Annotated in this window: 16 protein-coding genes, 4 tRNA genes and 1 pseudogene; 10 read left to right on the top strand and 11 right to left on the bottom strand. The window is 61.2% G+C overall.

Annotated elements, in window-relative coordinates; all coding sequences use genetic code 11:
- Positions 1–829 (top strand): ATP-binding cassette domain-containing protein (locus JZY06_RS03505; protein WP_207118440.1); only part of this gene is annotated, 829 nt, incomplete at its 5' end.
- Positions 830–923: 94 nt separating this feature from the next.
- On the opposite strand, the gene JZY06_RS03510 is transcribed toward JZY06_RS03505, so the two are convergent.
- The 7 genes from JZY06_RS03510 to JZY06_RS03540 form a co-directional block, all read right to left on the bottom strand.
- Positions 924–3,179 (bottom strand): ATP-binding cassette domain-containing protein, encoded by a 2,256-nt coding sequence (locus JZY06_RS03510; protein WP_207118441.1) that lies wholly within the window; start codon positions 3,177–3,179, stop codon positions 924–926.
- Positions 3,163–4,125, bottom strand: a complete 963-nt coding sequence (locus JZY06_RS03515) for an ABC transporter permease (RefSeq protein ID WP_207118442.1) — start codon at positions 4,123–4,125, stop codon at positions 3,163–3,165. The genes JZY06_RS03510 and JZY06_RS03515 overlap by 17 nt, the downstream gene beginning before the upstream one ends.
- Positions 4,094–5,677 carry an ABC transporter substrate-binding protein gene (locus tag JZY06_RS03520; protein ID WP_207118443.1) on the bottom strand — a complete coding sequence of 528 codons (1,584 nt, stop codon included), beginning with the start codon at positions 5,675–5,677 and terminating at the stop codon, positions 4,094–4,096. Before JZY06_RS03520 ends, JZY06_RS03515 begins: the two co-directional genes overlap by 32 nt.
- A 350-nt stretch (positions 5,678–6,027) precedes the next feature.
- Positions 6,028–6,957, bottom strand: coding sequence for a galactan export ABC transporter ATP-binding subunit Wzt/RfbE (wzt, locus tag JZY06_RS03525; RefSeq protein ID WP_207278720.1), 930 nt, complete (start codon positions 6,955–6,957; stop codon positions 6,028–6,030).
- A gap of 128 nt (positions 6,958–7,085) precedes the next feature.
- Positions 7,086–7,598, bottom strand: a complete 513-nt coding sequence (locus JZY06_RS03530) for a CAP domain-containing protein (RefSeq protein ID WP_207118444.1) — start codon at positions 7,596–7,598, stop codon at positions 7,086–7,088.
- 167 nt (positions 7,599–7,765) lie between these two features.
- Positions 7,766–8,614 carry a galactan export ABC transporter permease subunit Wzm/RfbD gene (gene wzm, locus JZY06_RS03535; protein WP_207278721.1) on the bottom strand — a complete coding sequence of 283 codons (849 nt, stop codon included), beginning with the start codon at positions 8,612–8,614 and terminating at the stop codon, positions 7,766–7,768.
- Between the two features lie 156 nt (positions 8,615–8,770).
- Entirely contained in the window at positions 8,771–9,730 is a 960-nt protein-coding gene (locus tag JZY06_RS03540; protein ID WP_207118445.1) for an NAD(P)H-quinone oxidoreductase, read from the bottom strand.
- Positions 9,731–9,940: 210 nt separating this feature from the next.
- Between JZY06_RS03540 and JZY06_RS03545 the strand changes: the two genes are divergently transcribed.
- The 6 genes from JZY06_RS03545 (at position 9,941) to JZY06_RS03570 (ending at position 20,037) form a co-directional block, all read left to right on the top strand.
- Positions 9,941–10,028: transfer RNA gene (locus JZY06_RS03545), tRNA-Ser, on the top strand.
- Between the two features lie 1,076 nt (positions 10,029–11,104).
- Positions 11,105–12,469, top strand: coding sequence for an ABC transporter substrate-binding protein (locus JZY06_RS03550; RefSeq protein WP_207118446.1), 1,365 nt, complete (start codon positions 11,105–11,107; stop codon positions 12,467–12,469).
- A gap of 249 nt (positions 12,470–12,718) precedes the next feature.
- Complete coding sequence (locus tag JZY06_RS03555) at positions 12,719–13,606, top strand: carbohydrate ABC transporter permease (RefSeq protein WP_207118447.1); 888 nt, start codon at positions 12,719–12,721, stop codon at positions 13,604–13,606.
- 3 nt (positions 13,607–13,609) lie between these two features.
- A complete protein-coding gene (locus JZY06_RS03560) occupies positions 13,610–14,449 on the top strand; it encodes a carbohydrate ABC transporter permease (protein ID WP_207118448.1) in 840 nt (279 codons plus the stop codon).
- Between the two features lie 272 nt (positions 14,450–14,721).
- Positions 14,722–17,394 (top strand): exo-alpha-sialidase, encoded by a 2,673-nt coding sequence (locus JZY06_RS03565; protein WP_207118449.1) that lies wholly within the window; start codon positions 14,722–14,724, stop codon positions 17,392–17,394.
- Between the two features lie 390 nt (positions 17,395–17,784).
- Positions 17,785–20,037, top strand: a complete 2,253-nt coding sequence (locus JZY06_RS03570) for a sialidase family protein (protein WP_207118450.1) — start codon at positions 17,785–17,787, stop codon at positions 20,035–20,037.
- A 1,822-nt stretch (positions 20,038–21,859) separates the two neighbouring features.
- On the opposite strand, the gene JZY06_RS03575 is transcribed toward JZY06_RS03570, so the two are convergent.
- Complete coding sequence (locus tag JZY06_RS03575) at positions 21,860–22,777, bottom strand: hypothetical protein (protein WP_207118451.1); 918 nt, start codon at positions 22,775–22,777, stop codon at positions 21,860–21,862.
- Positions 22,778–23,818: a histidinol-phosphate transaminase gene (gene hisC, locus JZY06_RS03580; RefSeq protein ID WP_207118452.1), complete on the bottom strand. Its 1,041-nt coding sequence runs from the start codon at positions 23,816–23,818 to the stop codon at positions 22,778–22,780.
- A gap of 191 nt (positions 23,819–24,009) precedes the next feature.
- On the opposite strand from hisC, the gene JZY06_RS03585 reads away from it, so the two are divergent.
- From JZY06_RS03585 to JZY06_RS03595, 3 genes are all read left to right on the top strand, one after another.
- Positions 24,010–24,098: transfer RNA gene (locus JZY06_RS03585), tRNA-Ser, on the top strand.
- Positions 24,099–24,157: 59 nt separating this feature from the next.
- Positions 24,158–24,230, top strand: a tRNA-Arg gene (locus JZY06_RS03590).
- Between the two features lie 275 nt (positions 24,231–24,505).
- Positions 24,506–24,578: transfer RNA gene (locus JZY06_RS03595), tRNA-Arg, on the top strand.
- Positions 24,579–25,551: 973 nt separating this feature from the next.
- Here JZY06_RS03595 and JZY06_RS03600 read toward each other — a convergent pair.
- Together JZY06_RS03600 and JZY06_RS03605 are read right to left on the bottom strand one after the other, a co-directional pair.
- Positions 25,552–26,037 carry a hypothetical protein gene (locus JZY06_RS03600; RefSeq protein WP_207118453.1) on the bottom strand — a complete coding sequence of 162 codons (486 nt, stop codon included), beginning with the start codon at positions 26,035–26,037 and terminating at the stop codon, positions 25,552–25,554.
- Positions 25,995–26,424: pseudogene (locus JZY06_RS03605) on the bottom strand (hypothetical protein); the annotation flags it as partial. The gene JZY06_RS03600 and the pseudogene JZY06_RS03605, both read right to left, overlap by 43 nt.

Here is a 26,424-nt window from a genome sequence, read left to right on the forward strand (position 1 = left end):
GGCGACGACCCGGGATGCGGTGGCCAGTCTTGCCGGGGTGCGTGATTTCCTGGCCGCCGACGGCATGCCCGAGCCGGCTGTCCCCGGGCCGGTGCCGGTCGACGGCCGGCTGCAGGCCGAGCATGTGACGGTCACCGGCGGTGACGGGAACAAAATTCTCGACGACGTCTCCGTGACCATTCCGGAAAAATCCCTGGTGGCGGTGGTCGGGCCGTCAGGTTCGGGGAAAACCACGTTCCTGAGGGCATTGGCGCGGTTTATCGACCCGGACCGGGGCACCATCCGGGTCGGCGGCCACGACGCCGCGGCGATCGGCTCTGCCGCGGTGCAGTCGGCCGTGTCCATGGTGTTCCAGGAACCCACCCTGCTCCACGGCACCATCCGGGACAATATCTGGCTCAACACCGCCCACCCCGCCAAGGACACCGGGGTGGTTGACCGGGCCCGGCTGCGGCCGGTGCTCGACAGGCTGCCCGCCGGAGCCGACACCGAACTGACGGACCAGGGGCAGGGCCTGTCCGGCGGGGAGAAACAGCGGGTGGCGCTGGCCCGCGCATTCGCGAAAAAAGCCCCGGTTGTGTTGTGCGATGAACCGACCGCGAGCCTGGACCGGGTCAACCGTGAGCACATCGATGAAGCCCTGGCCCGGCTGCGCGGAGACGCCACCGTGGTGGTGGTCACCCACCGGCTGTCGTTTGCCGCCCGGTGCGACCTGGTGCTCGTCTTCGACGCGGGCCGCCTGGTGCAGCAGGGAACCCATGATGAGCTGGCGGCCGCCGACGGAGTGTATGCGGCGCTGCTGGCGGCGGACACCGGAGGCGGCCGCTGAAAAAAATCCCGGCTGCCGCCCGGGCCACGGCCGGGCCGGACGACGGTACCGCCGGCCGGGGCCCGGCCGGGCAGCTGTGGTGCGCAGGGGAAGGCTACCCGCCTTCCGCCGACGGCAGGTGGATAATCGTGTCGGCTTCCGCGGCGGTGTCCGCCTCGTGGGTGGCCAGCACAATGCCCGCACCCTGGGCGGCGCGGGCCGCCAGCGCGGCCATCACCAGCTGCCGGGCGTGCGGATCCAGGGCGGTGGTCGGCTCGTCGAGAATAATGATCCGCGGGTCGGTGACCAACGTCCGGGCCAGTGCGGCGCGTTGCCGCTGGCCGCCCGAGCATTCGCCGGGGGTGCGGCCGGCCACGGCGGCGGTAATGCCCAGCTCCGCAAGAACCGCGTCCGCCCGCGCCGTGGCGTCGGCGCGCCGCAGGCGGGCGACGGTGCGGGCCTGGCGGGCAACCTGTGCCCGCAGGCTGCGCCCCGGGTTGAGCGCCCCGGCAACATCCTGCACCATGATGTGGGTGTCGGCCGGGCCGCTGCCGGTGGCCCCGTCGACCGGCTGCGGGATAGCGGTGACACGCACCGCCCCGGCCGGGGCGTCGCCGGCCAATGCCCGCAGCACCGAGGTTTTGCCCGCCCCGCTGGGGGCGCACAGCGCAATGATCTCCCCGGCGTGCACGGTCAGATCCCACGGGTCGGCCACCGGTGTGCCGGGGACTGCGACCGTGATGCCGTGCCAGGCCCGCAGCACCGGCCCGGCCGGCGGGGCCGGGGGTGTGTCCGCACCGCCGGCGGCGGGCGGCTGCGGCGTGTGGGCGGTGACGGTGCGGTCCTTGTTGACGGCCATGATGGTGCCGGTGATCCGGCGCAGCCAGGCGTGGTCGTGGCTGATGGCCAGCACCGCCCCGCCCCGCCCGGCGTAGTCGGCAATCGCGGCGGTGACCATCTTGAGGGTGGCCGCATCCAATCCGGCGGTCGGCTCGTCGAGGACCAGCAGCGGGGGGTTGTGCGCCAGAGCGCGGGCCAGTGACACCCGCGCCGCCTGCCCGCCGGACAGGCTGGACGCCCGCCTTGCGGCGAAGGACCCATCCAGCCCGAGCCGCCGCAGATGTGGGGTGGTCTCCCGCACCGACCGGCGGCCGTCGGCGATCACATCGGCGACGGTGCGCCGCCCGTCGAGGGTGCGTGACGGATCCTGCTCGGACCAGCCGACAAGCCGCCGCCGCAGGCGCCGGCGGGCACGGCCGGCGGCGGGCAGCGGCCGGCCGGCCAGCCGCAGCACACCGGCGCTGACCGCCAGCCCGGGGCGCTGGGCGCCGACAAGGACTTCGGCGAGGGTGGTTTTCCCGCAGCCCGACGGGCCGCACACGCCGAGGATCTGGCCCGGGGAGAGCACCAGCCGGTCGACGGTGAGCAGCGGTGAGCGCGGGTCCCCGACCACCAGGGAGACGGCCTCGATCAGCGGCGCGGTGCCGCCGGGCGGGGCGGCTGCGCCGCCCGCCGGATGTCCGGCGGCCCGGCGCGCGGCGGGCGCGCTGCGGGGGGTCACCGCCGCGGAAAGCCTGTCGAAAGCGACAATGATGACGATGCTGACCACCGTCAGCGCCAGGGCGGGGGCTGCCACAGACCACGGTGACAGCATGATTCCGGGCAGATTCTCCCGGATCATCACCGCCCAGTCCGCCGCCGGCGGCGGCGGCCCGAAACCGAGGACATGCAGCGCCGACAACAGCTGCAGGCTGGCCAGCACCCGGACCGCCGCGTCGGAGATCACCGTCGAGGACAGCGCCGGCATCAATTCCCCGAACACCATATACACCGGCCCCTCGCCGCGGCGGCGGGCCGCCCGCACATACTCGGTGGCCAGGACGGGCCCGGCGGCGGCGCGGATGATTCTGGCGCACATGGCCACCCCCAGGACCCCCATCACCGCGGCAACCGCCAGGATGGACGGCAGCAGCACGGCACAGCACAACACAATCACCGTCGCCGGCACCGCGATGGTGACCGCGGTGACCGCGCCGAGTGCCCGGTCGAGTATCCGCAGCTGGGTGGCCAGCAGCCCGATGGTGGTTCCGGCCAGGGTGGTTGCGCAGCCGATGAGCAGCGACGGCCACACCAGTGCCCCGCCGCCGGAAACAACCCTCGACCACACGTCACGGCCGAGCACATCGGTGCCGAACACACCGCCGTTAAAGCGCGACCAGGGTGGGCCGACGGGCGCGCTGACCGGGTGCGGGGCGGCCAGCGGCGCGGCACACACCACCAGCAGCAGCACCGCGAGGACCACGAGCGGCCACAGCACTGCGTGGGTGGATTTCCGGGCGGCAATCATGGTGGCTCTACGACTCCTCTGCACGGGTGGCCGCATAGTCGGCGGCGGTCAGCAGCGCCAGGGACACCGCCACCACCGCCGCCCCGGCCGCCTGCACTGTCGGGGTGTCCCGGTTGGCGACAGCCGAGGCCAGCAGCTGGCCGAGCCCCGGATAGGCCAGCAGCGCCTCCACGACGACGCTGCCGCCGATAATTCCCGCCGCCAGCATCGCCGATACCTGGATAATCGGGCCCCGCCAGCGGGGCAGAACGTGGTGGACGGCGATGCGCCACACCCCGACGCCCCGCCGCCGGGCACTGGCCACCAGATCCCCGGAGATCACGTCGGCGGCGCTGCCGCGCAGCATCCGGGCACCCCACGCGGCGTGGGGCACGGCCAGGGCGGTCACCGGCAGCAGCAGGATCGTCGGCTGCCGCCACAGCGGGATGGCGGGGTTGACCAGCGAAACCGGCGGCACCCAGCCCAGCCACACCGCACCCAGCAGCACCAGGGCGATAATCAGCACCACTTCCGGAAGACCGACAATGACCGATACCGCCACCGACAGCCATGTGCCGGGCAGGGTGTGGTCAAGCCAGGCAAGCGCGAAGGCCACGACAACGGCCGCGGTGACGGCGATGAGCATCGCCGGCACCCCGATGGCCGCGGTCATCATGAACCGGTGCGCCACCTTCGGCAGCACCGGGTGCGCGTCAACGAAACTCACCCCCGCGTCACCGCGGGCAATACCCGCCCACCACCGCACCAGCCGCACGGTCACCGGCGCGTCGAGGCCGTAGCTGGCGCGGAGCTGCTCGGCGCGGGTGGCGTTGGCGCCGGCCACCCGGCCGGCGTAGTCGGAGGGAAGCGCATCCACCAGCACAAACAGGGCGCTCAACACAACGGCCATGCCGGCCGCCCACCGCGCCAGCGCCGTGACAAGCGGATGCGGCCGCCGGTCAGTCACCGACCGTGATCGTGGTGACGTCATACGGGTTGGTGGCGTGCTCAACACCGTCGATGGTGGGCTGGTGGACGGTCAGACGGTCGGAAAATCCCCACACAACCCAGCCGCCTTCCTCGGCCATCCGGCGGTAGAGCTCCCCGAGCATCTCCTGCCGCCGGGTGTCATCGGTGGTGGCCATCGCGGCCGCGAACTGCTCGTCGAACTGCGGGTCCGCCCAGCCGGTTTCCGAGTAGGCCGCATCGCTGAGCACGGTCGCCCGGATGAGGGTGGCAAAGGATTCGGCGTCACCGTAGTAGCCCACCAGGAAAGGTTCTGTGCCATAGACCGTCGACCAGTACTGGTCGGCGGCGTGTTCTTTGATGGTCACCGTGATACCGGCGTCGGCGACCTGGTTTTTCACCGCGGCAGCCAGGGGAATCATCTCCGGGAACGCGGTGGAGGTGTGCAATGTCACCTCGATGCCGTCCGGATACCCGGCGTCGGCGAGCAGCTGTTGTGCTTTCGCGCTGTCGTGGGGCACCGGCGGCAGATCGGGCACCGCGGGGTCGGTGGCCCCGTTCCTGATCATGTCCGCGCCGGGTGTGCCATAGCCCAGCAGCACGGTGTCGACGAGCTGCTGCCGGTCAATCGCCAGCTTCACGGCTTCGCGGACACGGTTGTCGTCAAAGGGCGCGGTATCGACCCGCATGAGCAGCGGAACGCTTTGGGAACCGGGCCGGGCGGTGACCTCAAGGCCGGCCGCCTGGGCGGATTTCGCGGTGGCCGGCTGCACGCCGAAAGCCATGTCAATCGCACCGGAGATCACCGCCTGCGACATTGCCTGCGGGTCGGCGAATCCGCGGATCTCCAACTCGTCGACACCGAGGGGGCCACCCCACCAGTCGTCGCGGGCGTGCAGCCGCGCGGTCTGGTCGTCGAGACTGTCGAGAACATACGGCCCGGAGCTGACCGGCTGATCGAAGTCGGTGGTGCCGTCTTTGACGATGAAGCTGCCGGAGACCAGGTTGCGGGGCAGTTCGGCGTCGGGGGCCGAGGACACCAGCACGACCGTGTGCTCGTCGGGGGCGGAGGATGCCGCCATGTCCAACTGTCCGCCGCGGCCGCCGTTTTCGGCGGCTTTGTCCTGGATGCGGCCGATCGAGTACAACACATCGGCGGCAGTGACCGGCGACCCGTCGGAGAATGTCGCGTCATCACGCAGCGTGAACGTCCACTGGCTGGCGTCATCGTTGGGGGTCCACGAACTCGCCAGCGACGGCAGCACCGATCCGTCCTCGCCGAGGGAAACCAGCTGGGCGTACATGGCCGTCAGCCGCGCCCAGTCCGAGGAGGAGAACAACTGTCCGTGGGGATCGGTGGTGGCGGCACCACCGACGGATGCCAGTCCGTAGGACAGATGTGTTTTCTCTTTTTTCTGCCCCGTCTCCGGGGCGCCGGCGGAGGCGCTGGCCGCCGTGGTTGCGGTGGCCGGGTCGTGTGCGGCAGTGTCCCCGCCGCTGCAGGAGACTGCGGCCGCGGCCAGGCAGCAGGCGGCAGCCGCACCCGCTACGGCACGAAACAGTGGTCGATCGGTCATGGGGCATCCTTAATCTGTCGGTGGAAAGCAGTCCGGCATGGACGAGACGAAAAACGGCGGGCACACCCGCCGGCACCCGCACACCGCAGATCAAGCGGGAGCCGCACCGCGGGCATCCCGCGCGGGTGCACGGATGAAAACCCAAGCTATATGGGTAGGATAACCTTGTCCACAAAGTGGGGGTCGGGGTCCGGTGAAACCGCCGGTTATACCCCATTGGCGGGGGTGTTGCCGGTGGGGCGGGACGAGGGCAAACACCCCGCGGCGGCTGCGGCACCACCAGCCTGGGCGGGCAGCACAGAAGCACCCGGTCCGCCGCCTGTCCGGTATGCCCGCGGCGGCGCGATCCCCTAGCGGCGGTGGATTTTCATCGGCCCGTCACCGGGGCGCGGGCCGTCACTGTCGTCCGGGCGGTCACCGTCGTGCGGGCCGCCGTCGCTGAAGACAATTCCCGCGGCCGCCTCAGCCTGCCGGGAAAGCCGCTCCTTTGCGTCATCGTCGACCATCCGGTCAATCAGCCGCTGCACATGGTCGGCGGCCCCGTCACCCTCATAGGCGCGGACGACATCGGTGACCCGCCCGGCAGAGCGGATCTCCCCGTGGTCAATCCAGATGGCTGTATCGCACAGCTGCGCCAGGAAATCATTCGAGTGGGAGGCGAACACCAGAATGCCGGAACGCTCCACCAGCTCCTGCAGTCTTTTCCGGGCTTTGGTCATAAACGCCGCGTCAACGGCGCCGATACCTTCATCCAGCAGCAGGATCTCCGGTTCGATGGAGGTGACCACCCCCAGGGCCAGACGGATGCGCATGCCGGTGGAATAGGTGCGCAGCGGCATGGACAAAAACTCGCCGAGTTCGGAGAATTCGGCGATCTCATCCATTTTCGCCTTCATCTGTTTTCTGGTCTGCCCCAGAAAAAGACCCCGGATGATGATGTTTTCGTAGCCGGAAATCTCCGGATCCATGCCCACGCCCAGATCGAAGACGGGCGCCACCCGGCCGTCAATGACCGCCGAACCGCGGGTCGGCTCGTAGATTCCGCTGAGCAGCCGCAGCAGGGTGGATTTGCCCGCCCCGTTGTGGCCGACCAGCCCCACCCGGTCGCCTTCCTGCAGATGCAGGTTGATATCCCGCAGCGCATCGACAATAACCACGTCGTGATCGTTTTTGCCGACCACCCCGCCGGCCGCACCCAACACGGCTTTTTTCATGGAGCGGGATTTCGCGTCGAAAATCGGGAAGTCGACGCAGGCGTTGTAGGTGTCGATGGCGACCATGGTTTTGTTGAAAACCGTCACTTCCATGTCGGTGTCGTCGGTTGCGGTGGGGGAACACCGAGATTGAGTCTATCTTCCCGGCCGGCGGCCGGGGCACCCAGCTGCCGGCGGGCGCCCGCGGTGGGATGTCACTCCAGTTGCATGGTGAAATACCAGTTGCCGTTTGCGGCCCGGGCCACCCCGACGCCGACGGCCGTGACCTCCGGGCGGAGAAGATTGCGGTTGTGCCCGGGGGAGCGTTTCCAGCCTTCCACCACGGCAGCCGGCTCCGCCCAGCTTTGCCAGCGGACATTTTCGTATCCGTGGAAATTGCTGTGGCGGAAATCCCCGGTGTCGGCCATGTACCGGCTCCACCGCTGCGCCCCGGCGGTAAGCCCCTCATCCGGGTGCAGCGGCGCCAGCCCGTGTGCCCGCCGGTAGTTGTTGGTCAGGGTGACAATCACATCGCGGGCCTGCCCGGTACCGCCGGTCTCGTCGGTGCCGGCCGCGGGGGCGGGTGCCGGGCGGGGCACCAGGCCGGCGCTGCCGAAAAAGGCGGCCACATCGATCGGTGGCGGGACAACAGGTGCCGCCGGGGCAGGGGAGATACCGGTGACCGTGCATGCCAGTGCCGTTGTGGCGGCCAGAAATACGCGTCGCAAAAGGGGTGCTCCAGGAAATATCGGGGAAGTTCCGGGGTGGGGGTGGGCAGGAAAACCCGCCGCGTCGTGGCTTCCATTCAACCCCATCGGGCGCGAAAGCGCCGGTGGGGCACCTCCAGCCGGCACCGGGCACACCGTGAGGGGCGGAAACCTGCGGGCAATGGTTTCTACACCCAGTAGCTGACGCGGAAGCGCCACTTTTTCATCGCGAACAGGGAGATCACCAGCCCGCCGACGGTACAGCCGATGACCACCCACCAGTTGTAGGCGTGGACCGGGGCGCCGATCAGCGGGGCGCGGAAGACCTCCAGGTAGTGGTAGAGCGGGTTGAGCATCGCCAGCTTCGCCCGTTCGGAAATCTGTCCGCCCTGGTCGGTGAGGGTCTGGGTGGTCCACACAATCGGGGTGACATAGAACAACAGCTGCACCAGGGCTTCCAGCAGTGGGGCGACATCGCGGTAGCGGGTGGCCACAATGCCGAAAAACATCGCCACCCACACGCCGTTGACAACCAGCAGCCCCATCGCCGGTATCACCAGCAGCGCATGCCAGCCGAGATTGCGCGGAAAAACAGCCATCAAAATCACCCAGATGACCATGTTGTGGGCCAAAAACAGCAGCTGCCGCCACACCAGCCGGTAGACGTGCACCGACAACGCCGACGGCAACTGTTTGATCAGGCCCTCGTTCTCGATGAAAATCTCGGCGCCGTCCTTGATGGCCCCGGAGATGAACGACCACATGATCAGCCCCACGGTCACATGCGGCAAAAACTCGGCGACCGGGATGCGGAACAGCACCGAATACAGCATGCCCAGGGCGAAAGCCATCACCCCGGTGGCAATCGTGATCCACAAAGGACCCAGGGTGGAACGCCGGTAGCGCTGCTTGATGTCCTGCCAGCCGAGCTGCAGCCACAATTCGTGCTGGCCGAAACCACGCACCAAATCACGCCACGCGGCTTTCAGGGTCTGCGAGTCACTGGGAACTGCCTCGTCGGGCCGGGCGGCGATCATCCGGTCGATATCGACGTCTCTGACATGGAGTGGGGCGGAATCTGACACGGTTCATACCCTAGCGGTTGGTGGCCACCCGGCTAAAGCCAACCGCCGCGGGGCGCCCGGGAAAAAGCACTGCCCGACAGCCGGTGGCCGCAGAAAAGGGCGGGGAAACTATTTCACCCGCAGCACGATCTTGCCGGTGTTGTCGCCACTGGCCATAAGGGCGTGTGCCCTGGCGGCATCGGCAAGATCGAATACCTGTGATGTCTGGTGCACAATCGAGCCGTCGGCCAGGTGCGGCCAGATCGCGGAATAGGTGGCCCGCACGATGTCCGCTTTGTCCTGCTTCGGCCGGGAGCGCAGCGCAGAAGTGATGATGGTGCCGCGTTTGGCCAGCAGCTTGCCGATGTTGAGTTCGCCTTTCACCCCGCCCTGCATGCCGATAATGACGATCCGGCCGTCCGGGGCCAGGGCGCTGATGTTTTTGTCCAGGTATTTCGCGCCCATAATGTCGAGGATGACATCGGCTTTGTTTGTGGCCACCTCGGCGAAATCCTGCTCGTGGTAGTTGATGGTCTCATCCGCCCCCAGCCTCCGGCAGAACTCTTCTTTGTCTTCCGACCCGCAGGTGGTGATGACATGGCAGCCCATCTGTGCGGCCAGTTGGATGGCGAAGCTGCCGATGCCCCCGGCCCCGCCGTGGATGACAACCGTATCGCCTTGCTTCATCCCGGCCAGCATCACCAGATTGGAAAACACCGTGCAGGCCACCTCCATGATGGCTGCCGCATCGGTGAAGGAATATCCCTCGGGCAGGGCAAGAACATGCTCCGCCGGGACGGCAACCTTTTCGGCGTAGGCCCCGCCGGCCAGCAGACAGCACACCTCGGTGCCCTCGGCGACATCGGTTCCGTTGGAGTCGATGACCACTCCGGCGCATTCCAGGCCGATGATTTCCGAGGCGCCTTTCGGCGGCGGGTAGAAACCGGCGGCCTGCAACAGATCGCCCCTGTTGACTCCGGCGGCGTGAACCTCCACCAGGATCTCGCCGTCTGTGAGTACCGGATCGGGGACCTCGGTGAGGGTCAGTGAGGTTTTGTCGTCTTTGTCTGCCAGTTGGATTGCTTTCATGGCACCACCCTAGCCGAGATTGTGCAGCTATCCGGCGGGTGTGCTCTGGCAGGGGCGGCCTGCGGCGGGGGTGTGAGTAAGTAGAAAAAACAGCCTGTCCCTTCCTGCACCGGCACAAAGCACGGGTGTCGGTGAGGTGATCGTCTGCGGGCCGGTGCAACCGACCTGATTGACGAACCGGTGGGTGGATAGGGTAGATTATCGGCGAATGGAAACGTGGCAGAGCGGCCGAATGCACTGGTCTTGAAAACCAGCGATGAGCAATCATCCGCGGGTTCAAATCCCGCCGTTTCCGCCAAAAGGGATCCCCGACTATGTTTCTAGTCGGGGATTTTTTCATGCCCATGTGGCGGCGAATTTCGCCCCGTGGGCGCAGGTGGAAAATCCCACATGTCTGACAAGTGGGGTTTTGTGCGGCCTTTTCCCGGGCCGCACTCAGCAGAAAATTATGTGAAAAACCTCACTAGGGACAAGTCCGAATGCCACCCCCCGAAGGGGGTGTATCAGATGGAATTGTTTGCCCTATGAGGGGCTACTACCTGCACTAATGGTCTTTTTTGCTATGTGGGGATTTGAACTATATTTTTCTCGGGGGCAGGTTTCTATTTTTATTTTAGTGGCGCGGGACACAGTTGGTTCATTTTCGTGATGTACACTCTCGCCCATAACCGATATGACGAGTTAGGCAATTTTTAGCAAAAAGTCGTCTAGACTCATCAGCGGATGCGGCGAGAAAGTTCATGCGGTGCCAGATTCAGTTAGGGATTTGTTTCTGCGGCTCCGGCTAGTTCGCACCACGTGGTTGTCCGGAAACGGTGACACAGTGGGTGTCCGTTACAGCAGTGAAGTGTCAGACGGTTACGGCACTTGGCTGGTGCTCCAGGGCTGAGGGCACTGGCGGGGATGTAGGCGAGGCGCCACTGCTGGTGTCGGTGGGTTCCTGCCACGGGGCCGGGGAATGCTCGCTGAGCGAATCTGCAGTTCGTTTGTGGTCTTCCCGTCCAGTGAAAGGCAAGCATCCGGCGGTGGCCGGGATGCGGGTTCCCGTGGCGGGAAGCCGCAAAAAACTTCTTCACCATCATTCGAGTCGTATGTCGCCGGTTATGGAGGGAGGAATACGGACGCACTACAACCTTTTCAGCGTTGCCGGGTGGTCCAGGGTTTTCATACTCCGCCTCCACGAGATGATCGGCAAAAAAACAATCAGCACGAACGTGGCTGCGAACAGACCTCCACGCCTGTGTTGTTCAGATGACGAAGCGCGACGCTGAAGTTGGAAAATTTGACGTAAAAGGGATAACAGCAATTGTGACTGCGCTGCCCGAAAGATGTGACTGGGGTTTCACAAAACCCGAAGTCTGAAAGGAAACAAACATGCGAAATGCTTTCAAAAAAGCCGCCGCTGTGCTGGTGGGAATCTCCACTGCTGTGACAATGAGCGCCTGCGGCGCTGGTGGTGGCAGCAGTTCGGACGAAAACGTGCCAATTGCTTCTGGTGATGACATCAAGGGCGACATCACGATGTGGTCGTCGTTCACGCAGGGGCCCCGTGCTGAGTGGATGGACAAGAAGGCCGCCGAGTTCGAGAAAGCTCATCCCGGAACCAACATCACCATCGAAAAATTCTCCTGGGGTGAGTTCAACACCAAGTGGACCACCGGCTTGACCTCCGGACAGGTGCCGGACATTTCAACCGCGCTGCCGACACAGGTAGTGGAAATGATCAACGCTGACGCGTTAACCCCCATCGGGGATGTCATTGACCAGCTGGGTCGTGACCGCTTCTTCGAACCGTCACTCAAAGAAGGCGAGCAGGACGGAAAGAATTTCTCCATTCCGATCTACTCCCACGCCCAGGTGATGTGGTACCGCAAGGACATCCTGGAAGAAAATGGCCTGGATGTCCCCGAAACCTGGGATGAGCTCAACGCTGCTGTTGACAAGATTGGTTCAGACGGGGACAACTACGCCATCTCTGTTCCCATGGGTACCAACGATTTTCAGGCCACTCGGTTCCTGAATTTCTACGTGCGCTCCAAGGGCGAGACCCTGCTCAATGATGACGGCACCGCCAACCTGACATCACCGGCAGCGATGGAAGGCATCAAATACTGGACTGACATGTTCAAGAAAGCCTCTCCGCAGGGATCGGTGAACTACAACGTGCTTGACCAGGCCACATTGTTCTACCAGGGCAAGACCGCCTTTGACTTTAACTCCGGCTTCCATATCTCCGGCGTACAAAAGAACCGTCCCGACTTGGCCGATAAAGTTGCTGCAGCTCCCCTCCCGGTTGCTGCGAAGGGTGACAAATCCAACTACCCGGCAGAGGTGACCAACGCAGCCATGGTTGTCTGGCGTGCATCGGATAACGCCGGTACCGCCAAAGCGTTCCTGGAGTTCCTCTACGATGACGACGAGTACATTGAGTTCCTTCACTCGGTACCTGGTGGCATGCTGCCCGCGATGAAAGACATCAACGACAACCCGAAGTACCTCGATAACGAGACCATCGAAAAATACCAGGATTCAGTTCAGGTTATTGCTGACCAGGTTGCTGTTGGATCCGCAATCGGAATGGAAAATGGTCCCACCGTTCAGGCTGGCATCCTCACCAGCCAGGGCATCATCGAACGCATGATGCAGTCGATTGTGCTTGATGGCGCTGATCCGGCCGATGCTGCAAAGAAAGCTGAAGACGAACTCAACCAGCAGTTCAAAGCGGCTGGCGTTCAGTAAAAGCCGCTCCAAGAAGGTTGCTTGATCTTCGTTCCGTCCCCGGGGCCTTCCAACTGGCCCCGGGGGAGGGATCGGAAAAGCTCTCGGCTAGCCCCCGCGATCCTTGTTCTGCCCAAGCTGGCGGAAACAAATCCGACAGCACCCACGGCGCTGTCGGGCCAACAGGTAAATCGCTGCACGGGAACAAGTCGAAAAAGCTGGCTGTTTTGAATCGTTCGTCCCAGTTACCAATGTGAAGGTTGACACATCATGACTGCAAGCAAAAAGAGGAGGCTCGCGGGCTTCCTTTTCGTTTCGCCGGCAGTGCTTCTCGTCGTTGCGCTGCTGATCTACCCGGTTTTATCGTCCATCTATTTCTCATTCACAAATAAAAATCTCATCCGCGTCAACTACGATTTCGTGGGATTCGACAACTTCACCCTGTTGTTGAGTTCTTCCGACTTTTGGTACGCCTTCGTCAACTCGGTGAAATGGACTGTGCTGTCCATGCTGGGGCAGCTGTTGGTTGGTTTGTTCGCCGCACTCGCCCTGAACCGGCTGCCCCGTTTCTCCGGTTTCTACCGCACCATGTTGATCATTCCGTGGGCGTTCCCGCCGATCATCCTGGCGTTTGTGTGGAAGTGGATTTTCAACGACGTCTACGGCTTTATCCCCAGCTTGCTCAGCACCCTGGGTATCACCGAGACCAACGCCGCTCCTCTGTCGAACCCGGACATTGCATTTTGGGTAGTGCTCGGAATCAATATCTGGTTTGGCGCCCCACTGTTTATGGTCAATATTCTCTCGGCTCTGAAGACAATTCCGCAGGAGCAGTATGAAGCTGCCATGGTTGACGGGGCATCCAATATCGAACAGTTCTTTTACATCACCGTCAATCACATTAAAGAAGTCATCGGCCTGCTGGTGATTCTGCGTGTGATCTGGGTGTTCAACAATTTCGACATTCTGTACCTGCTCACCGGTGGTGGCCCCGGCAAGCTGACGACAACGCTTCCGATCTACGCCTACCAGACCGGTTGGAACCTGCGTCTGCTTGGTTCTGCATCCGCCATTACCGTGCTGCTTCTGGTCTTCCTGCTGATCTTGGCCAGTGGCGCGTTCAAGTTGCTCAACAAGTGGGAAAAGGAGCGTGGCTAAACCATGAAAAAACGTGTTGGCGTCCATCCAGGTGGCCTGATTTTCAACTACGTTTTCCTGACCATTTTGTCCATCATCGCAGTGTTCCCGCTGTTGTGGATCATTCTCTCCTCTTTCAAGGGAGCAGGTGAACTTGCCCAGCATCCCCTGGACTTCTTTCCCCGCGACTTCACCCTTGATCACTATGACACAGTGATCAATGAACTTGGGTTCCTCTACAACATGAGGAATTCGATCGTGATTGCAACCGTGTCCACCATTATCACACTGGTGGTTAGCTTGCTCGGCTCCTACGGCATCGTACGTTTTTTCCCGCGAGTCGGTAAGTACCTCACTCGTATGCTGATCACGACCTACATGTTCCCGCCGATCCTGCTGGCTGTCCCCTATACCGTGACCATGGTGTCACTGGGCCTGATCAACTCTTATGTTGGCCTTGTGATCGCGTACCTGTCGTTTTCAATTCCTTTCGCGATCTGGATGCTCATCGGCTTCTTCCAGACAGTCCCACTCGAGATTGAGGAAGCAGCCGCTATTGACGGAATGGGTATTTTCGGAGTCTTTTCAAAAATCGCCTGTCCCCTGATCCTTCCCGGCATCGTGGCTACTGCTGTCTACACCTTCATCAACACTTTCAATGAGTTCCTCTACGCCCTGTTGTTCATCAACTCCACCAGTAAAATGCCGGTGGCTGTTGCTCTGTACTCCTTAACGGGTTCGGAGGTGCTGGACTGGGGTGCGATGATGGCAGCCAGCGTGCTCGTGATCATTCCTTCCGTACTGTTTTTCATGGCTATTCAAAGGCACATTGCCGCTGGCCTGTCGGAAGGCTCCATCAAGTAGTGCACCGGGTCCCGCACAGCAAACAGTGCGGGACCGAAGAATGTATCATTCCCCCTCCCGGGCGCATGGCGGCCAGCAGAGAGCTGTTGCCGCCAGGAGGTGGGGCTAAAGAAGACCACGGTTGTCGGCAGTCTGTTTTCTCAAAAAAGAAACGTGCCACAAAGAACAAACATCGTGCTCCGGCTGGGTCGCTGATTGCGGGTCATTGATATCTGGATCTCTTCGGATCAGCACGGCGAATGCTGTCCAGTTGATCGAAAAATATAGATTCAGTGCCGCGTGTCAACGAATGTGCTGTGTGGGAAAAAGCCTCTCAAACTGGAGTAAAAGGCGCGTTCAAACGATATTTTCGTGGCCGTGTGGCACCAGTTGAGCATTGCGCGTTACAAAGAGCAGTCCAACTCACGATGTGTCGCCCCGGCGTCACTGTTTTGTTTCATCACCAAATTTCCCTTCGTCTAAAAGTTGGAGTGAGAATGCAAACGAATAAAAAACACCTGTCGCTTCGTACTGTTACTGCCGTAACCACGGCCTGTGCCTTGTTCACATCAGTGTGGCTTCCCGCACAAGCCGAGCAGCCCACCCCCGGTTCTTATTCCTTGTCGGAAATGGCCACCGATGTGCGCACCCCTGACCCGCTGGTCTCTCTCGAGCAACCTGTTGACTTGTCGGGATCAGCCACCCACGATCTCTCCGACCAGCTTTCCAAAGTAACGTCACTTTCCCGCGGAAGTGTGGTGGTCAGCTTTAAAACCAACGCAAATGCGAAGGCTGCGACGCTCTTTAGCGTTTCCGACTCCACGGCCGGGGCCCGGAACATGTCGTTGACAATTAACTCCGGACACCTCTACTGGGAGGTGAGGGATTCGCAAGGCAACTCCGGCCCCTACATCTCACAAGCCGATGCGGAAGACGCCCATTCGCTCAACGACGGGCATTGGCATACCGCTGTGGTGACAGTTGATGGTGTCAATACGGGGCTGTGGGTTGATGGGCAACAGATGTTTACGACAACCGGCCTCGGTTTTTTCGATTCGTTGACTCACCCCGATACCTTCACTCTCGGGGCCAACGTGGACAACAACGGGGTGGAGTGGCTATTTGATGGAACCATCCGTGTCTTTTCCGTCTATGACGAGGTTCTTGGAAAAGCACAGATTCAACGTTTGACTGACAAGCCCGATGCTGTCGCGGTGCTGTCGGATGACACCACTTTGGATGAACCCACGCAGGAGATTATTCACCGGAAAGCGTTTACGGCAGTTGCTCGTCCGCAACAGGTGTCAACACCGGTCATTTTCCGTTTGATGCGAGGCGCTACGTCGGTATCCGAAGTGGAAATCACCCAGTCCGCTCTTGTCGTGCGTCAAGGGGGATCGAGTATCAGCCTTGACGGTGATTGGGGTAGCTATGCCCCCGACAGTGTGGCTGTGACCTTCGACAACAACCGGGTCACGGTATACGCGGACGGAACCTACGTGGGGACCGGCCAGCTCGATGCACGTTCCCTTCCCAGTGTTGACGGGATAGAGGTTTCCGGAGCCGAGGTGGCAATCTACGGACAGGTGCTCAGCACACCGCAGATCCAGACCATTGTCGGCTACGACAAGCCGAAAGAACTGGCTTTGATGGATATCGGCTACAACGGAGCCGCCAGCTACCGGATACCGTCACTGCTGCTGACTCAAGCCGGCACCCTTATCGCTGGTGCTGATCAGCGGGTAGCTGATGCACACGACAGTCCCAACGATATTAATCTCACAATCCGACGGTCCACGGATTTTGGCCAAACCTGGGAACCACTGCAGGTCCTGATCGACCTTCCGGGGGATGCCCGCAAAGCAGCCAGTGTCATCGATTCGGTCTTTATGGAGGATAAAAACACCGGCAGGATCGTTGCAGTGGTGGATCTTTTTCCGGGAGGGGTCGGTCAGCCCAACAATGCACGTGGAACCGGGTTTGATGATCAGGGCCGATTGAAACTCGACGGCCCCGGAGACACCAGCTACCACCTCAACGAGGAAGGGACCGTTGAAACAGACGATGGGCAGATTACCGGGTACACAATCGACGAGGATGGCACTGTTTTTCTCGATGGTGTTGAACTGAACTCCATCTACGATGCGCAGAGCAAATCGTCGGAAGTGCCACTAGGACTGTTCATGCAGCCGACAGCCTACATGGTGTCTTTGTACTCCGATGACCAGGGAAAAACCTGGTCCTCCCCTCGGCTGATAAGCCAGATGGTGAAAGAACCATGGATGAAATTTATAGGCACAGGGCCTGGAACTGCCATCCAAATAGACGGCGGCGAGCACGATGGCCGGTTAGTGGTTCCGGTGTATTTCTCCAACCGGACGGGCAGAGTTTATTCGTCAGCGGTGATTTATTCCGATGATGGCGGCGAGACGTGGTCGCGCGGCTCTTCCCCCAACGATGGCAGACAATGGCGGGGCCGCATCATTGATGCTGAGAATGCGACCAACAGGCTTTCCTCGCTTCACGAATCCACGGTCGTTCAGACCGGCGCCAATGAGCTGACCCTTTTTATGCGCAACCTCAACCCGGGCAGGAAACTGGGTGTCGCGCGTTCGACAGATGGAGGGGAAACCTGGAGTGAACCAACATTCGACGACCGTGTCCCGGAGATTTTCAGCCAGCCGAATGCCATCTCTTTTGGCGATGACATGTCCACTATCTTGTTCGCCAATGCCAGCGCCCGGCTGCCCTTCCGGGGGCGGGGCGTTATCCGGATGAGTCCCGATGGCGGCCGAACATGGTCCCATGCCCGTACCTTCAATGACGGTCACTATGTGTACCAGGCCATGGTGATGCTTCCCAATGGCAACATTGGTCTTTTCTGGGAACGTGAATGGCAGGGACTGTATTTCAGTCAGGTGCCGGTCACATGGCTCACGCACTACGGGGCCACTGAAATTCACTAAAGTCAGGTTCTTCCCTTGGCCCAGTCGGATGGTCTCGAGAAGAACCGGGGCGCAGTGAGCAGTTGTGGTCAGTGCCGAGTTGCTTCAGGGTGGTGGGAAAAATCCGTTAAAACCCAAGCGAACAACACCACAACTGCCGGTGGCACTGGTGCGCTACATGAAAAACGTAGAAAACAGTATGTGCTTGGTCCTTGGGAGAAGGTGGTCACATCAGGACTGAAGTAGTGCGCCGTGCATAAGGTCAAATGAGACTCATCCAGTCTGCGGTGCTGTGTATCTCTTTCCGCGAGGGTACAGAGCACGGCGGGGTGCTCAGCGCTCAGTCGCCCCGCCAAAAAATATCGATCCTATTGTTGTTTCTCTTGCTAGAAAGCGAAGTGTGAGACACTCATGTTTTCCGTTGCCGTAGCCGAGCCCTTCACAGGCTCGTCGACGATTTCCTTTGATTTTTCCACCACCACGGACACTGACCTGGTTGCACTGGGGGGTGATACCTACGGATGGGTGCTCAAAGTAGCCGCGTCTTCGTTGCTGCTGGAAGGCGAAACCATCACTGCCCCGGTATTTTTAGATATGGAAGATACCGTCAATGTCCGTGATGGTGCGACCCATTCTGTGGCCATCGTGTCGGGGCCTGCCGGCAGCAGGATCTTCCTGGATGGTTACCAGTGCTTCTCGTCAACGGCCAACTTAAGCCCCGACGAGGTGGTTGAAGGTGACTGCTACCGGATGAAAGAGGCCCCGGGACTGTCAATCACCCAGGTGCGCGTCCACAATGAACAGTTGTCTCCGGAAGCAGTGCTCGCCCGGGCCGTGGAACCGGAGCCGATGATCGAATTCGCAGCCAGTGGGCTGGCGCCTTACGATGTGGAAAATGTCGGGGAATTGCGCACCGGAACCGTCTTCGCGCGCTATCGCACCCGCGGTCGGGGACAGGGCGGGGTCATTCTCGCCGCCAGCGGTGCGGGTAGAGAACAACTTCGGCTCTCTGTCGATGAAGATGGAATTCTGTACGAAGTGGAGGGCACCAAGGGGCGGCTGCGGAGTTTCCGGGCATCCGGAAGCTTCGATGGTGGTGAGTGGGTGGACGTTGCCATCCGTGTTGCTCGAGGTGCCGTGGACATTTACGTTGACGGCTATTTGGAAGCCCACTGCCCGGGTGTGGCGTTTTTCAACGATGTCACCGGTATCGACCGGGTGGTCATCGGCCAGGACACCCAGGGGCTGCGGCTGTTTGGGGAGGTCCGTAACGCCGCAATCTTCGATACGGCGCTCAATGATGCCCAGATCAAACGGTTGAGCGGGGTGGTTCCGGTCGATACAGCCTGCCTGTTCGACCGTGGGTTTCACGGTTCGGTGAGCTACCGAATCCCTTCGCTTCTGACCACTGCCAGCGGAGTTGTCATTGCTGGTGCCGATCAGCGTGAGACCGTGGCCAATGATGCCCCCAACTCGATCAATTTCGTCATCCGCCGGTCCTTCGACTCCGGGCGTACCTGGGATAATCTTCAGCAGGTGATCTCATATCCCGGAGAGGGACAGGACGGTGCCTCTGTCATCGATTCTTGTCCTGTGCAGGACATCAACACCGGCCGTATCTTCGTGGTGATTGATCATTTCCCCGGTGGTGTCGGCCAACCCAACAATGAACCGGGGATCGGAGTCGACAATAACGGCCGTTTCGAGCTTTTCGATGCCGCCGGGGTTGCCTACACCTGGGAAGCGGATGGCACCGTCACCGTCACCGACACCGGCGAACTGACTGAATTTAAAGTGGCCGACAACGGTGATGTCACCGTTGGCGCCGACAACCAACCCGGGGGCAACGTTTTCCTGTGTGACGGTGTCGACCCGAATCAAACACTGCTTACGGCCCGCACCAGTTTCCTGCAGATTGTTCACTCTGACGATGATGGGGCGAGCTGGTCGGCGCCGCGGAACCTCAACCACCAGGTTAAAGAAGAGTGGATGCCATTTTTAGGCACCGGTCCAGGAAACGGTATCCAACTCACCCACGGCCCCCATGCTGGGCGTTTGCTGATCCCTGTCTACTACAACACTGCCAACAGGCGTAGTTTCAGTTGCGCGGTGATCTACTCCGATGACGGTGGAAACAATTGGAAACGCGGTTGCTCCCCCAACGACGGGCGGATATTCAACAACCAGGTGATCAACTCAAAAGATTTCACCGACGAGCAGGCCGCCACGCATGAAGCTACGGTCATTGAGCGTCTAGACGGCAGTGTTTTGATGCTCATGCGTAACCAGAATGAGGTTGGCAAAGTCGCCCAGGCTGTCTCAGAAGACGGGGGGCAGACATGGTCCGAGGTGAGTTTTGTTGACGACATCGACGAGATTTTCTGCCAACCCAACTGCATCAATGCCCCTACCGCCACTCATCCGGAGCGGATTATTTTCGCCAATGCCGCCCAGCTCATGCCCTACCGGGGACGCGGGGTACTGCGGGTCAGTGACGACGGTGGCCGTAGCTGGGTCGCCCGGAGAACCTTCAATCCGGCGCATTATGTCTACCAGTGCATGACTCAGCTTCCTACGGGAGAAATCGGGCTGTTGTGGGAGAGGGAAACCCAGGGGCTGTATTTCAGCATCTTGCCCAATGAATGGTTCGATAACGCCCGCTGAATCACCAGCTGCTGATGGTGGAAACCTTGTAGGACAACGCTGAGCTATTGCTCACGCCAGCGTAGTCAGGCGCCCCCGGTCCGGTATTTTCCGGATTCGGGGGCGCGGTGTTGTGTGTGGTGGCTTTTCGACTGACTCCGGTTGTTGCTGGTCCGGGAGAAAAGAGGGGCTTTCCGACCCAATTATCTTTTCCAGGGCGGTTGGTGGAAAACCCGAAGCAGGAGGACGGGAAGTTGCGCAGAGCCTGGGGCATGGGGCCGACGCCCGGGGACTTTTCGGCTGTCGGCCGCGGGAGACAGAGGGAGCAAAGGGGTAGGAAGATGCTTCTGTCCAAAGCACAATTCTTGAACCGTGTGAATGCGGCCATATTTTATTGGTCTGTGTTGTGCGGCTGGTCGGCAACCGGCCGCGGTGGTCGTTGGTGCCAGGCGGCCCTGATGCCCTCTTGGTGTATCGGTGCTGGGCGCTAGATGCCGTTCGTCGGGGGTTTGGACGACTACAACATCACAGGGGCACGGCTTTAGGGGCCGGAAATGTCATCCAGGGCATCGTCCAACCGGTCGGCTACCTGCGGCATACAGGCCAGTAACGCACAGCGACTTTTGTTCCGGTGCTACTGACCACACGTGACTGACGTGTTTAATCTTTATCGAACACTGATCCCAGCACGGCTGGTGGTCAAACGGCCACTCGTGATTTCGGGGTGACAGGACGAAAGTTGTTGTTGATATGTGTTCGTCTGGCCGCTGGTGCTGCCTCATGCGCTGCCCATGGTCAACCCCGTCACCGGCGAATACGCCTGTGACGGGGCAGTTCCCCTATTCGCCGGTCGCTGCATCTTCCGCACTATGCTGCGGTAGCCACACTGTTTCCACACACGCCAGCAGCGTTCCATCAGCCACCGGCGGCGAGAGATTTTTCCGGCCGCAAACCAGCCGGAGGTGATTGGTCCGGTCTGGGTTTCGGCGAACTGGAACCCCTCACACAGTTGGTCGGCTTCACGCCGGCAGCAGCTGGAAGAAGCACTGTTTCGGGCATCGTTGCGCTCCATACCGGTGCCAACGAAGGAACAATGATCTTGTCCAGTGAAATTGGACGCATCATTGTGACTGGTGACGGTGGCGATCGTGGTGTCGTATCCACGATAGGTGGACACTGATTCGACAACGACATACAGGGCAGTATCTTCGCTGTTGTCACTGCATCGCCTGCGGGTCCCGCGTCACACCGCTTTTTTCGGACGCAACCGACGAAGTCGGGCCAATCAGTGGTAGGCTCCACGCCGAAAGCCCCGGAGCGATCCCTGCGTTTTAGACGGACATCACCGGGGTTATTGCTATTTCTGGTAATGGCGCACCAAGGGAATGCCCGGACTGCGTGCTGTGTCCGGGGGATTACCGCCCACCAGGGGGCCGGGATACTGACGGCCCGCCACCTATTTTTTCGACCTGGTAAAAGCCTCATTCCCGCCGTCGGGAGTGCGCGCTGGACGGCTGTCTCCGGGACCGCGGACTCCACTGCTTGTTCATCAACCGCCGGATGTTGCTCTGGCGGGACCTACGAACCAGCCGAAATAAGCGGCGCGGCGATGCGGCACGCATCGCCGCTGTGCCGGGGGCATTTTTTCTGTTCTCGTTCGAGGGCTTGCTGACCCCGGTTTGTCGTGTCGTCGCATGCGCGGTGTCGCCCCACCGCGAAAAAACCCGAGGGTCAACGGCAGGGCCGGGCCGATGATCCGGGGTCACGGGGAGTTGGGCCGCAGGTCCTCCGGGGTAGTCGTTGTGGCCCCGGGATACCGGGGCTGTGCGGTCGTTTTTGGCCGCTAGTGTCCGCCACCGAGCGATCCGACCACAATGACCATCGCCACCAGGGCGATCACCGCGATGATCATGAGGATCAGCGGTAGTTTTCTGGTCGGTTTCGGCAGCAGTTCGTCTGTTGTCGCGCCGCTGTCGGGCCGCCCGGTCAGCGGAGTGTCCGGGGAGGCCACAGTGGGTGTGCCCGATACTGCCGCATCACCTGTTGTCGTCCGGTTGTCGCCGGCATTGCGCGGGCCCACCGGGTCGGTGGCATTGAGCAGGCAGCCGGCCGAGACATCGGCGATGGTGAAGTGGCGGCGTTTCAGCGGTGGTTCGATGATGGTGAAACCGATATCGGCGATCTCTGCGGCATAGCCCGGAAGAGCTTCGTCTTCCAGTACAGCCACGGCGACGGGAAGATCGGTTTTTTCGGTGTCCACTTCGTCGGCGACCATGTCAATGGTGTCGGCCAGGCTGTCGGCGTCACAGGCAACCGGTTCAAACAGCGGCTGCGGCTGCTGTTTGGGTCCTTCCGGTTCAGTCATGCCGTAGACGGTGTAGCGCTGACCACGGCTGATCACCATGGCGGAGGGTTCGTCGTCGAGCTGGTCGGCCTGGCGGCGGGCCAGATGCCACAGGGCCAGGCCCTCGGCCATGATCTCCGGTTCCCCGTAGGCGTTCAGGCCTTCTTTGTCGATCGCATCGGTCAACGCTTCCGGGATACCGCGGTCGATGGGAACCACCAGGGTGACGGTGACCGGCGGGCAGTCGGGGGTCAGGGTTCTGATCCTGCGCATCACCTCCGGCAGGTCGTGGCCGGGGCTGAGAAGCTGGATACCTTTGACTTCACCGCGCCAGGCGGCGGCGAAGGTGGTGTCATCCTGGACGGCGATGCCCAGACTCCAGGGATCTTTCGGGGCGGGGGGAGTTGTACCGGTCATTTATTTGCCCACCTTGTCCCAGGCGTCAAGAAGAGTGGTTGATTCCGGGGCGACGGTGACGGTGATGCGTACCCCCTCCGGGAAGCAGCGCACCAGCACTCCCTGCGCGGCCAGGCTGTCGGCCACCTTTTTCGCCTCTTCCGGTGTGGTGGCCGGATACCACACGAAATTGGCCTGGCTGGGCACCGCACCAATGGCCTCGGCGACACGGGTGCGTTCCACAACCGTGTCCTCGGTGCGTGCAAGCAGTTCGTCGGTGGCCTCCAGGGACGCCACAGCCCCGGCCTGGGCAATGGAGTTCACGCCGAACGGCAGGGAGCATTTCTCCATGGCGGAGATAATCTCCGGGTTGCCGAAGGCGTAACCGACCCTGAGTCCGGCCAGCCCGTAGGCTTTGGAAAAAGTCCGAAGCCCCACCAGGTTGGGGTATTTTTTGATCTCTTCGGTGGCCACCGGGGTGTCGGTGTCGCGCACGTATTCGAAGTAGGCCTCATCCAGGGCGACCACCACATGGTCGGGGATGGCGGCCATGAAATCGGTGAACTGTTTTTTCGTCACCGTGGTGCCGGTGGGATTGTTCGGGTTGCAGACAAAAATCAGTTTCGTCTTCTCCGTGACCGCGGCAGCCATGGCCGCAAGATCGTGGGTGTGCTCTTTGGTCAGCGGCACTGTCACCGGGGTGGCTCCGGTGACCATGGCGAAAATCGGGTAGGCCTCAAAAGAACGCCAGGCGAAGATCACTTCATCACCCGGCCGACAGGTGGCCTGCACCAGCTGCTGGCACAGCGCCGACGAACCGCAGCCGCAGGTCACCTGGTCGTAGCTGACCTTCAGATGGGCGGCAAGGGCTTTTTTCAGCCCGTCGACCGACATGTCGGGGTACCTGTTGACCCCGGCGACAGCCTCAGCCATGGCGGCGACAGCGTGCTCGAGCGGCGGAAGAGTTGTCTCGTTCGACGACAGCTTCAGCGCGTCGTCGCGGCGTTTGCCCGGAACATAGGCCGGGATGTTCCCGAGATCTTTTCGGATGGTGAGGCTCATGGGGCCAAATTCTACCAACGCAGACTGTCCCGGTGTTCCGGCCGCCGCGTGGCTCATCCCGCCACCAGCCCGGCAATGACCGTCTGACCCGGCTTTTTGCCTCAACTGCACCTTAGCGGGTACTATGGCCGGGTCAGGCGCTGCACGGGCAAAACATCGTTTTTCCCGCGACACCAGCATCCGACACAATTGGAGGCGTGCCAGAGCGGCCGATTGGGACTCACTGCTAATGAGTTGTCTGCCTAACAGCGGACCGGAGGTTCAAATCCTCTCGCCTCCGCTGCGCGGAGCAGAAAAACCGGACAACGGTTTTCCCGCTTTCCGTCGACAAATGAATACGCGCCCGTAGCTCAACGGATAGAGCATCTGACTACGGATCAGAAGGTTGGGGGTTCGAATCCCTCCGGGCGCACCGAATACCGGCACCCGGGACCTGGACTTAAGCATTGGCATCAATTCCAGTTCCCGGGTGCCGTTTGTTGTGCCACCCGGGCGCGCACCCGCGACAACAGTGCCGTCGGGTGATCTGCCGTGGGGTGCGATGTGGAAAAAATCCGTGCCGCATCCCTTCGCCGGACACATGCGGGTGATGGTTGCATATCTGCCGGTCAGGTCTGGTTTTTTGGGGTGTGTTTGTGTTGTGTGCGCCGCCGGTGTAGTGTTTTCCAACGTTGCAGAATGCAACGCGCGCCCGTAGCTCAACGGATAGAGCATCTGACTACGGATCAGAAGGTTGGGGGTTCGAATCCCTCCGGGCGCACACACAAAGACAGCACCCGGATGCACCGGCGGAGAAACCTCCCCACCGCATCCGGGTGCTGTTGTGTTGTACGGACGTAACCGTGTGCCGCCCGGCGGCATGCCGCCGGGCCGGAACAGCAAAGCCCTGGAACACCTCGATTCTCGCACCCAGGTTTTCCGCCTGGCGCAGCTGCGCCACCCAGCCGGGTGCGCCGGGGTGCAGCCGCAGGATCGGCCGCCACGAGTCGCCCTGCTCCGCGGCTGTGTGACCGGTCGACGCGTAGCGGGGTTCGGTCAGACACTCCAGCACACCCTGAAATGAGATTCCGGCATCGCGGTGGGGGTGTTGCACCATACAGGTGGCTCAACAGGGCGTGTGGACGGCCAGCGAGTCAGGGGAGCATCGAATTTCGGGAGAGGCTCGGAAAACACCGTTTCAGTGACAGTCGGAACGTGTGGGAGCTGCCATCGTAGTCGGCTAGCGAATGATGGCCCGCTAGCGTGGCCAAGATGACATGCTGAGGCTGGGACATGGACCATAAGGGGTACTGGCTGCTTATTACGGCAACCATGGGAACTTTTAAAGAGTGCACCGCCCCCGCGCTGCAGTGAAGTACCCACAACTTCGGGGTGAAAAATCCACCCCGGAGCGACAGAATACGGCGATACCCGCACCGGTTGCTGCTGCAACTGAACACAGGATAGGTTGAACGACCAAAAAACCCGACTCCGCACGTTCACGGTCCTTGATTTTTCCGTCAGTTGTTCAAAAAATGCACGCAGGTGTTTCAGGAGGATTTGAAAAGACGCGGGCGAGTACTGGAGACACCAACAAGCCGAATTCTTTCGGCCCCGGACAAGGTCATCCCTTGACGATATCCGTGGCATCTCCCCGAAAGATAAACCGCAATCGTGAAGGTCCTTGGGCCAGCCACCCCGCTAGTGGCGAGGTCCACGTAGTGTCCCTGCCTCAGCCATGGCAGTTCTATCGGTCATGTGCTGTCCGATTTTTTCTCGGGTTCGAGTAGTTCAACCAAACGATGTTCATCTGGTCCTCCTTTTTCCGGCAGGCATCCAGCCCGGAATTTGACCTTTGCGGCGAGAGCCGTAGGGGATATCCCATATTGCATGTCTGCGATGAAAATTTGATCAATTCCGTTGGCAACGAGGGGGAGTAATTTATCGGCGGTTTGCTCAATGTCATGGTCAAGCACTCTCCCGCTATGAACAATCAAGTTCCTTTTTCGATAGAAGCGGCTGAACTCTTGGGCCAGTATTTGCTGTGTCTTGGCAAATTCATCGTGGGGATTTTCCAAGGCTCGGCGCATCTTGTGGACGGATAATTGATCTACGTGGCTCAGCTTTCCCATGGGTCGATTTTCTTTTATAAAACCAGCCATAATTTTCGCCCTCTCAATACTGGGCTGCCCATCCATTACGGAGTCTGCATATTTTTTCCATAATTCTTCGCTATCCATATCAGTTCAGTTCTGAAATAACTGGCCGCAAGAATGTACGCAAACCTTTCTGCGCCACAATAATCTGCTTCTTCCGGTCCCACTACGAGTGCTTCGATCGCAGTCCATCCATTCACAATGCCGGCATGGCTATCTTTCGACTGGGATGCATCCAACACTGCGAGAACGTTACGGATCTGCGGGCCGAGTTCGAGTTTATGAAGTACATTCGCCCTCCTGAATGCTTGAAGCTTCAGCCCGGGACGTCCGCGGTTTGAAAGAGCGGGGAAACAGCTTCCACTGTCTTGGGACCACATGCCCGAAGCTATAGCGGCACGAGTTGTCGATCCGATTCTTAATCTCGATGCGATCTCCATATTCTTGCGCTGGGCATGTTCGGCAGCTTCG

It is taken from the genome of Corynebacterium mendelii (genome assembly GCF_017307055.1).
GTDB lineage: Bacteria > Actinomycetota > Actinomycetes > Mycobacteriales > Mycobacteriaceae > Corynebacterium > Corynebacterium mendelii.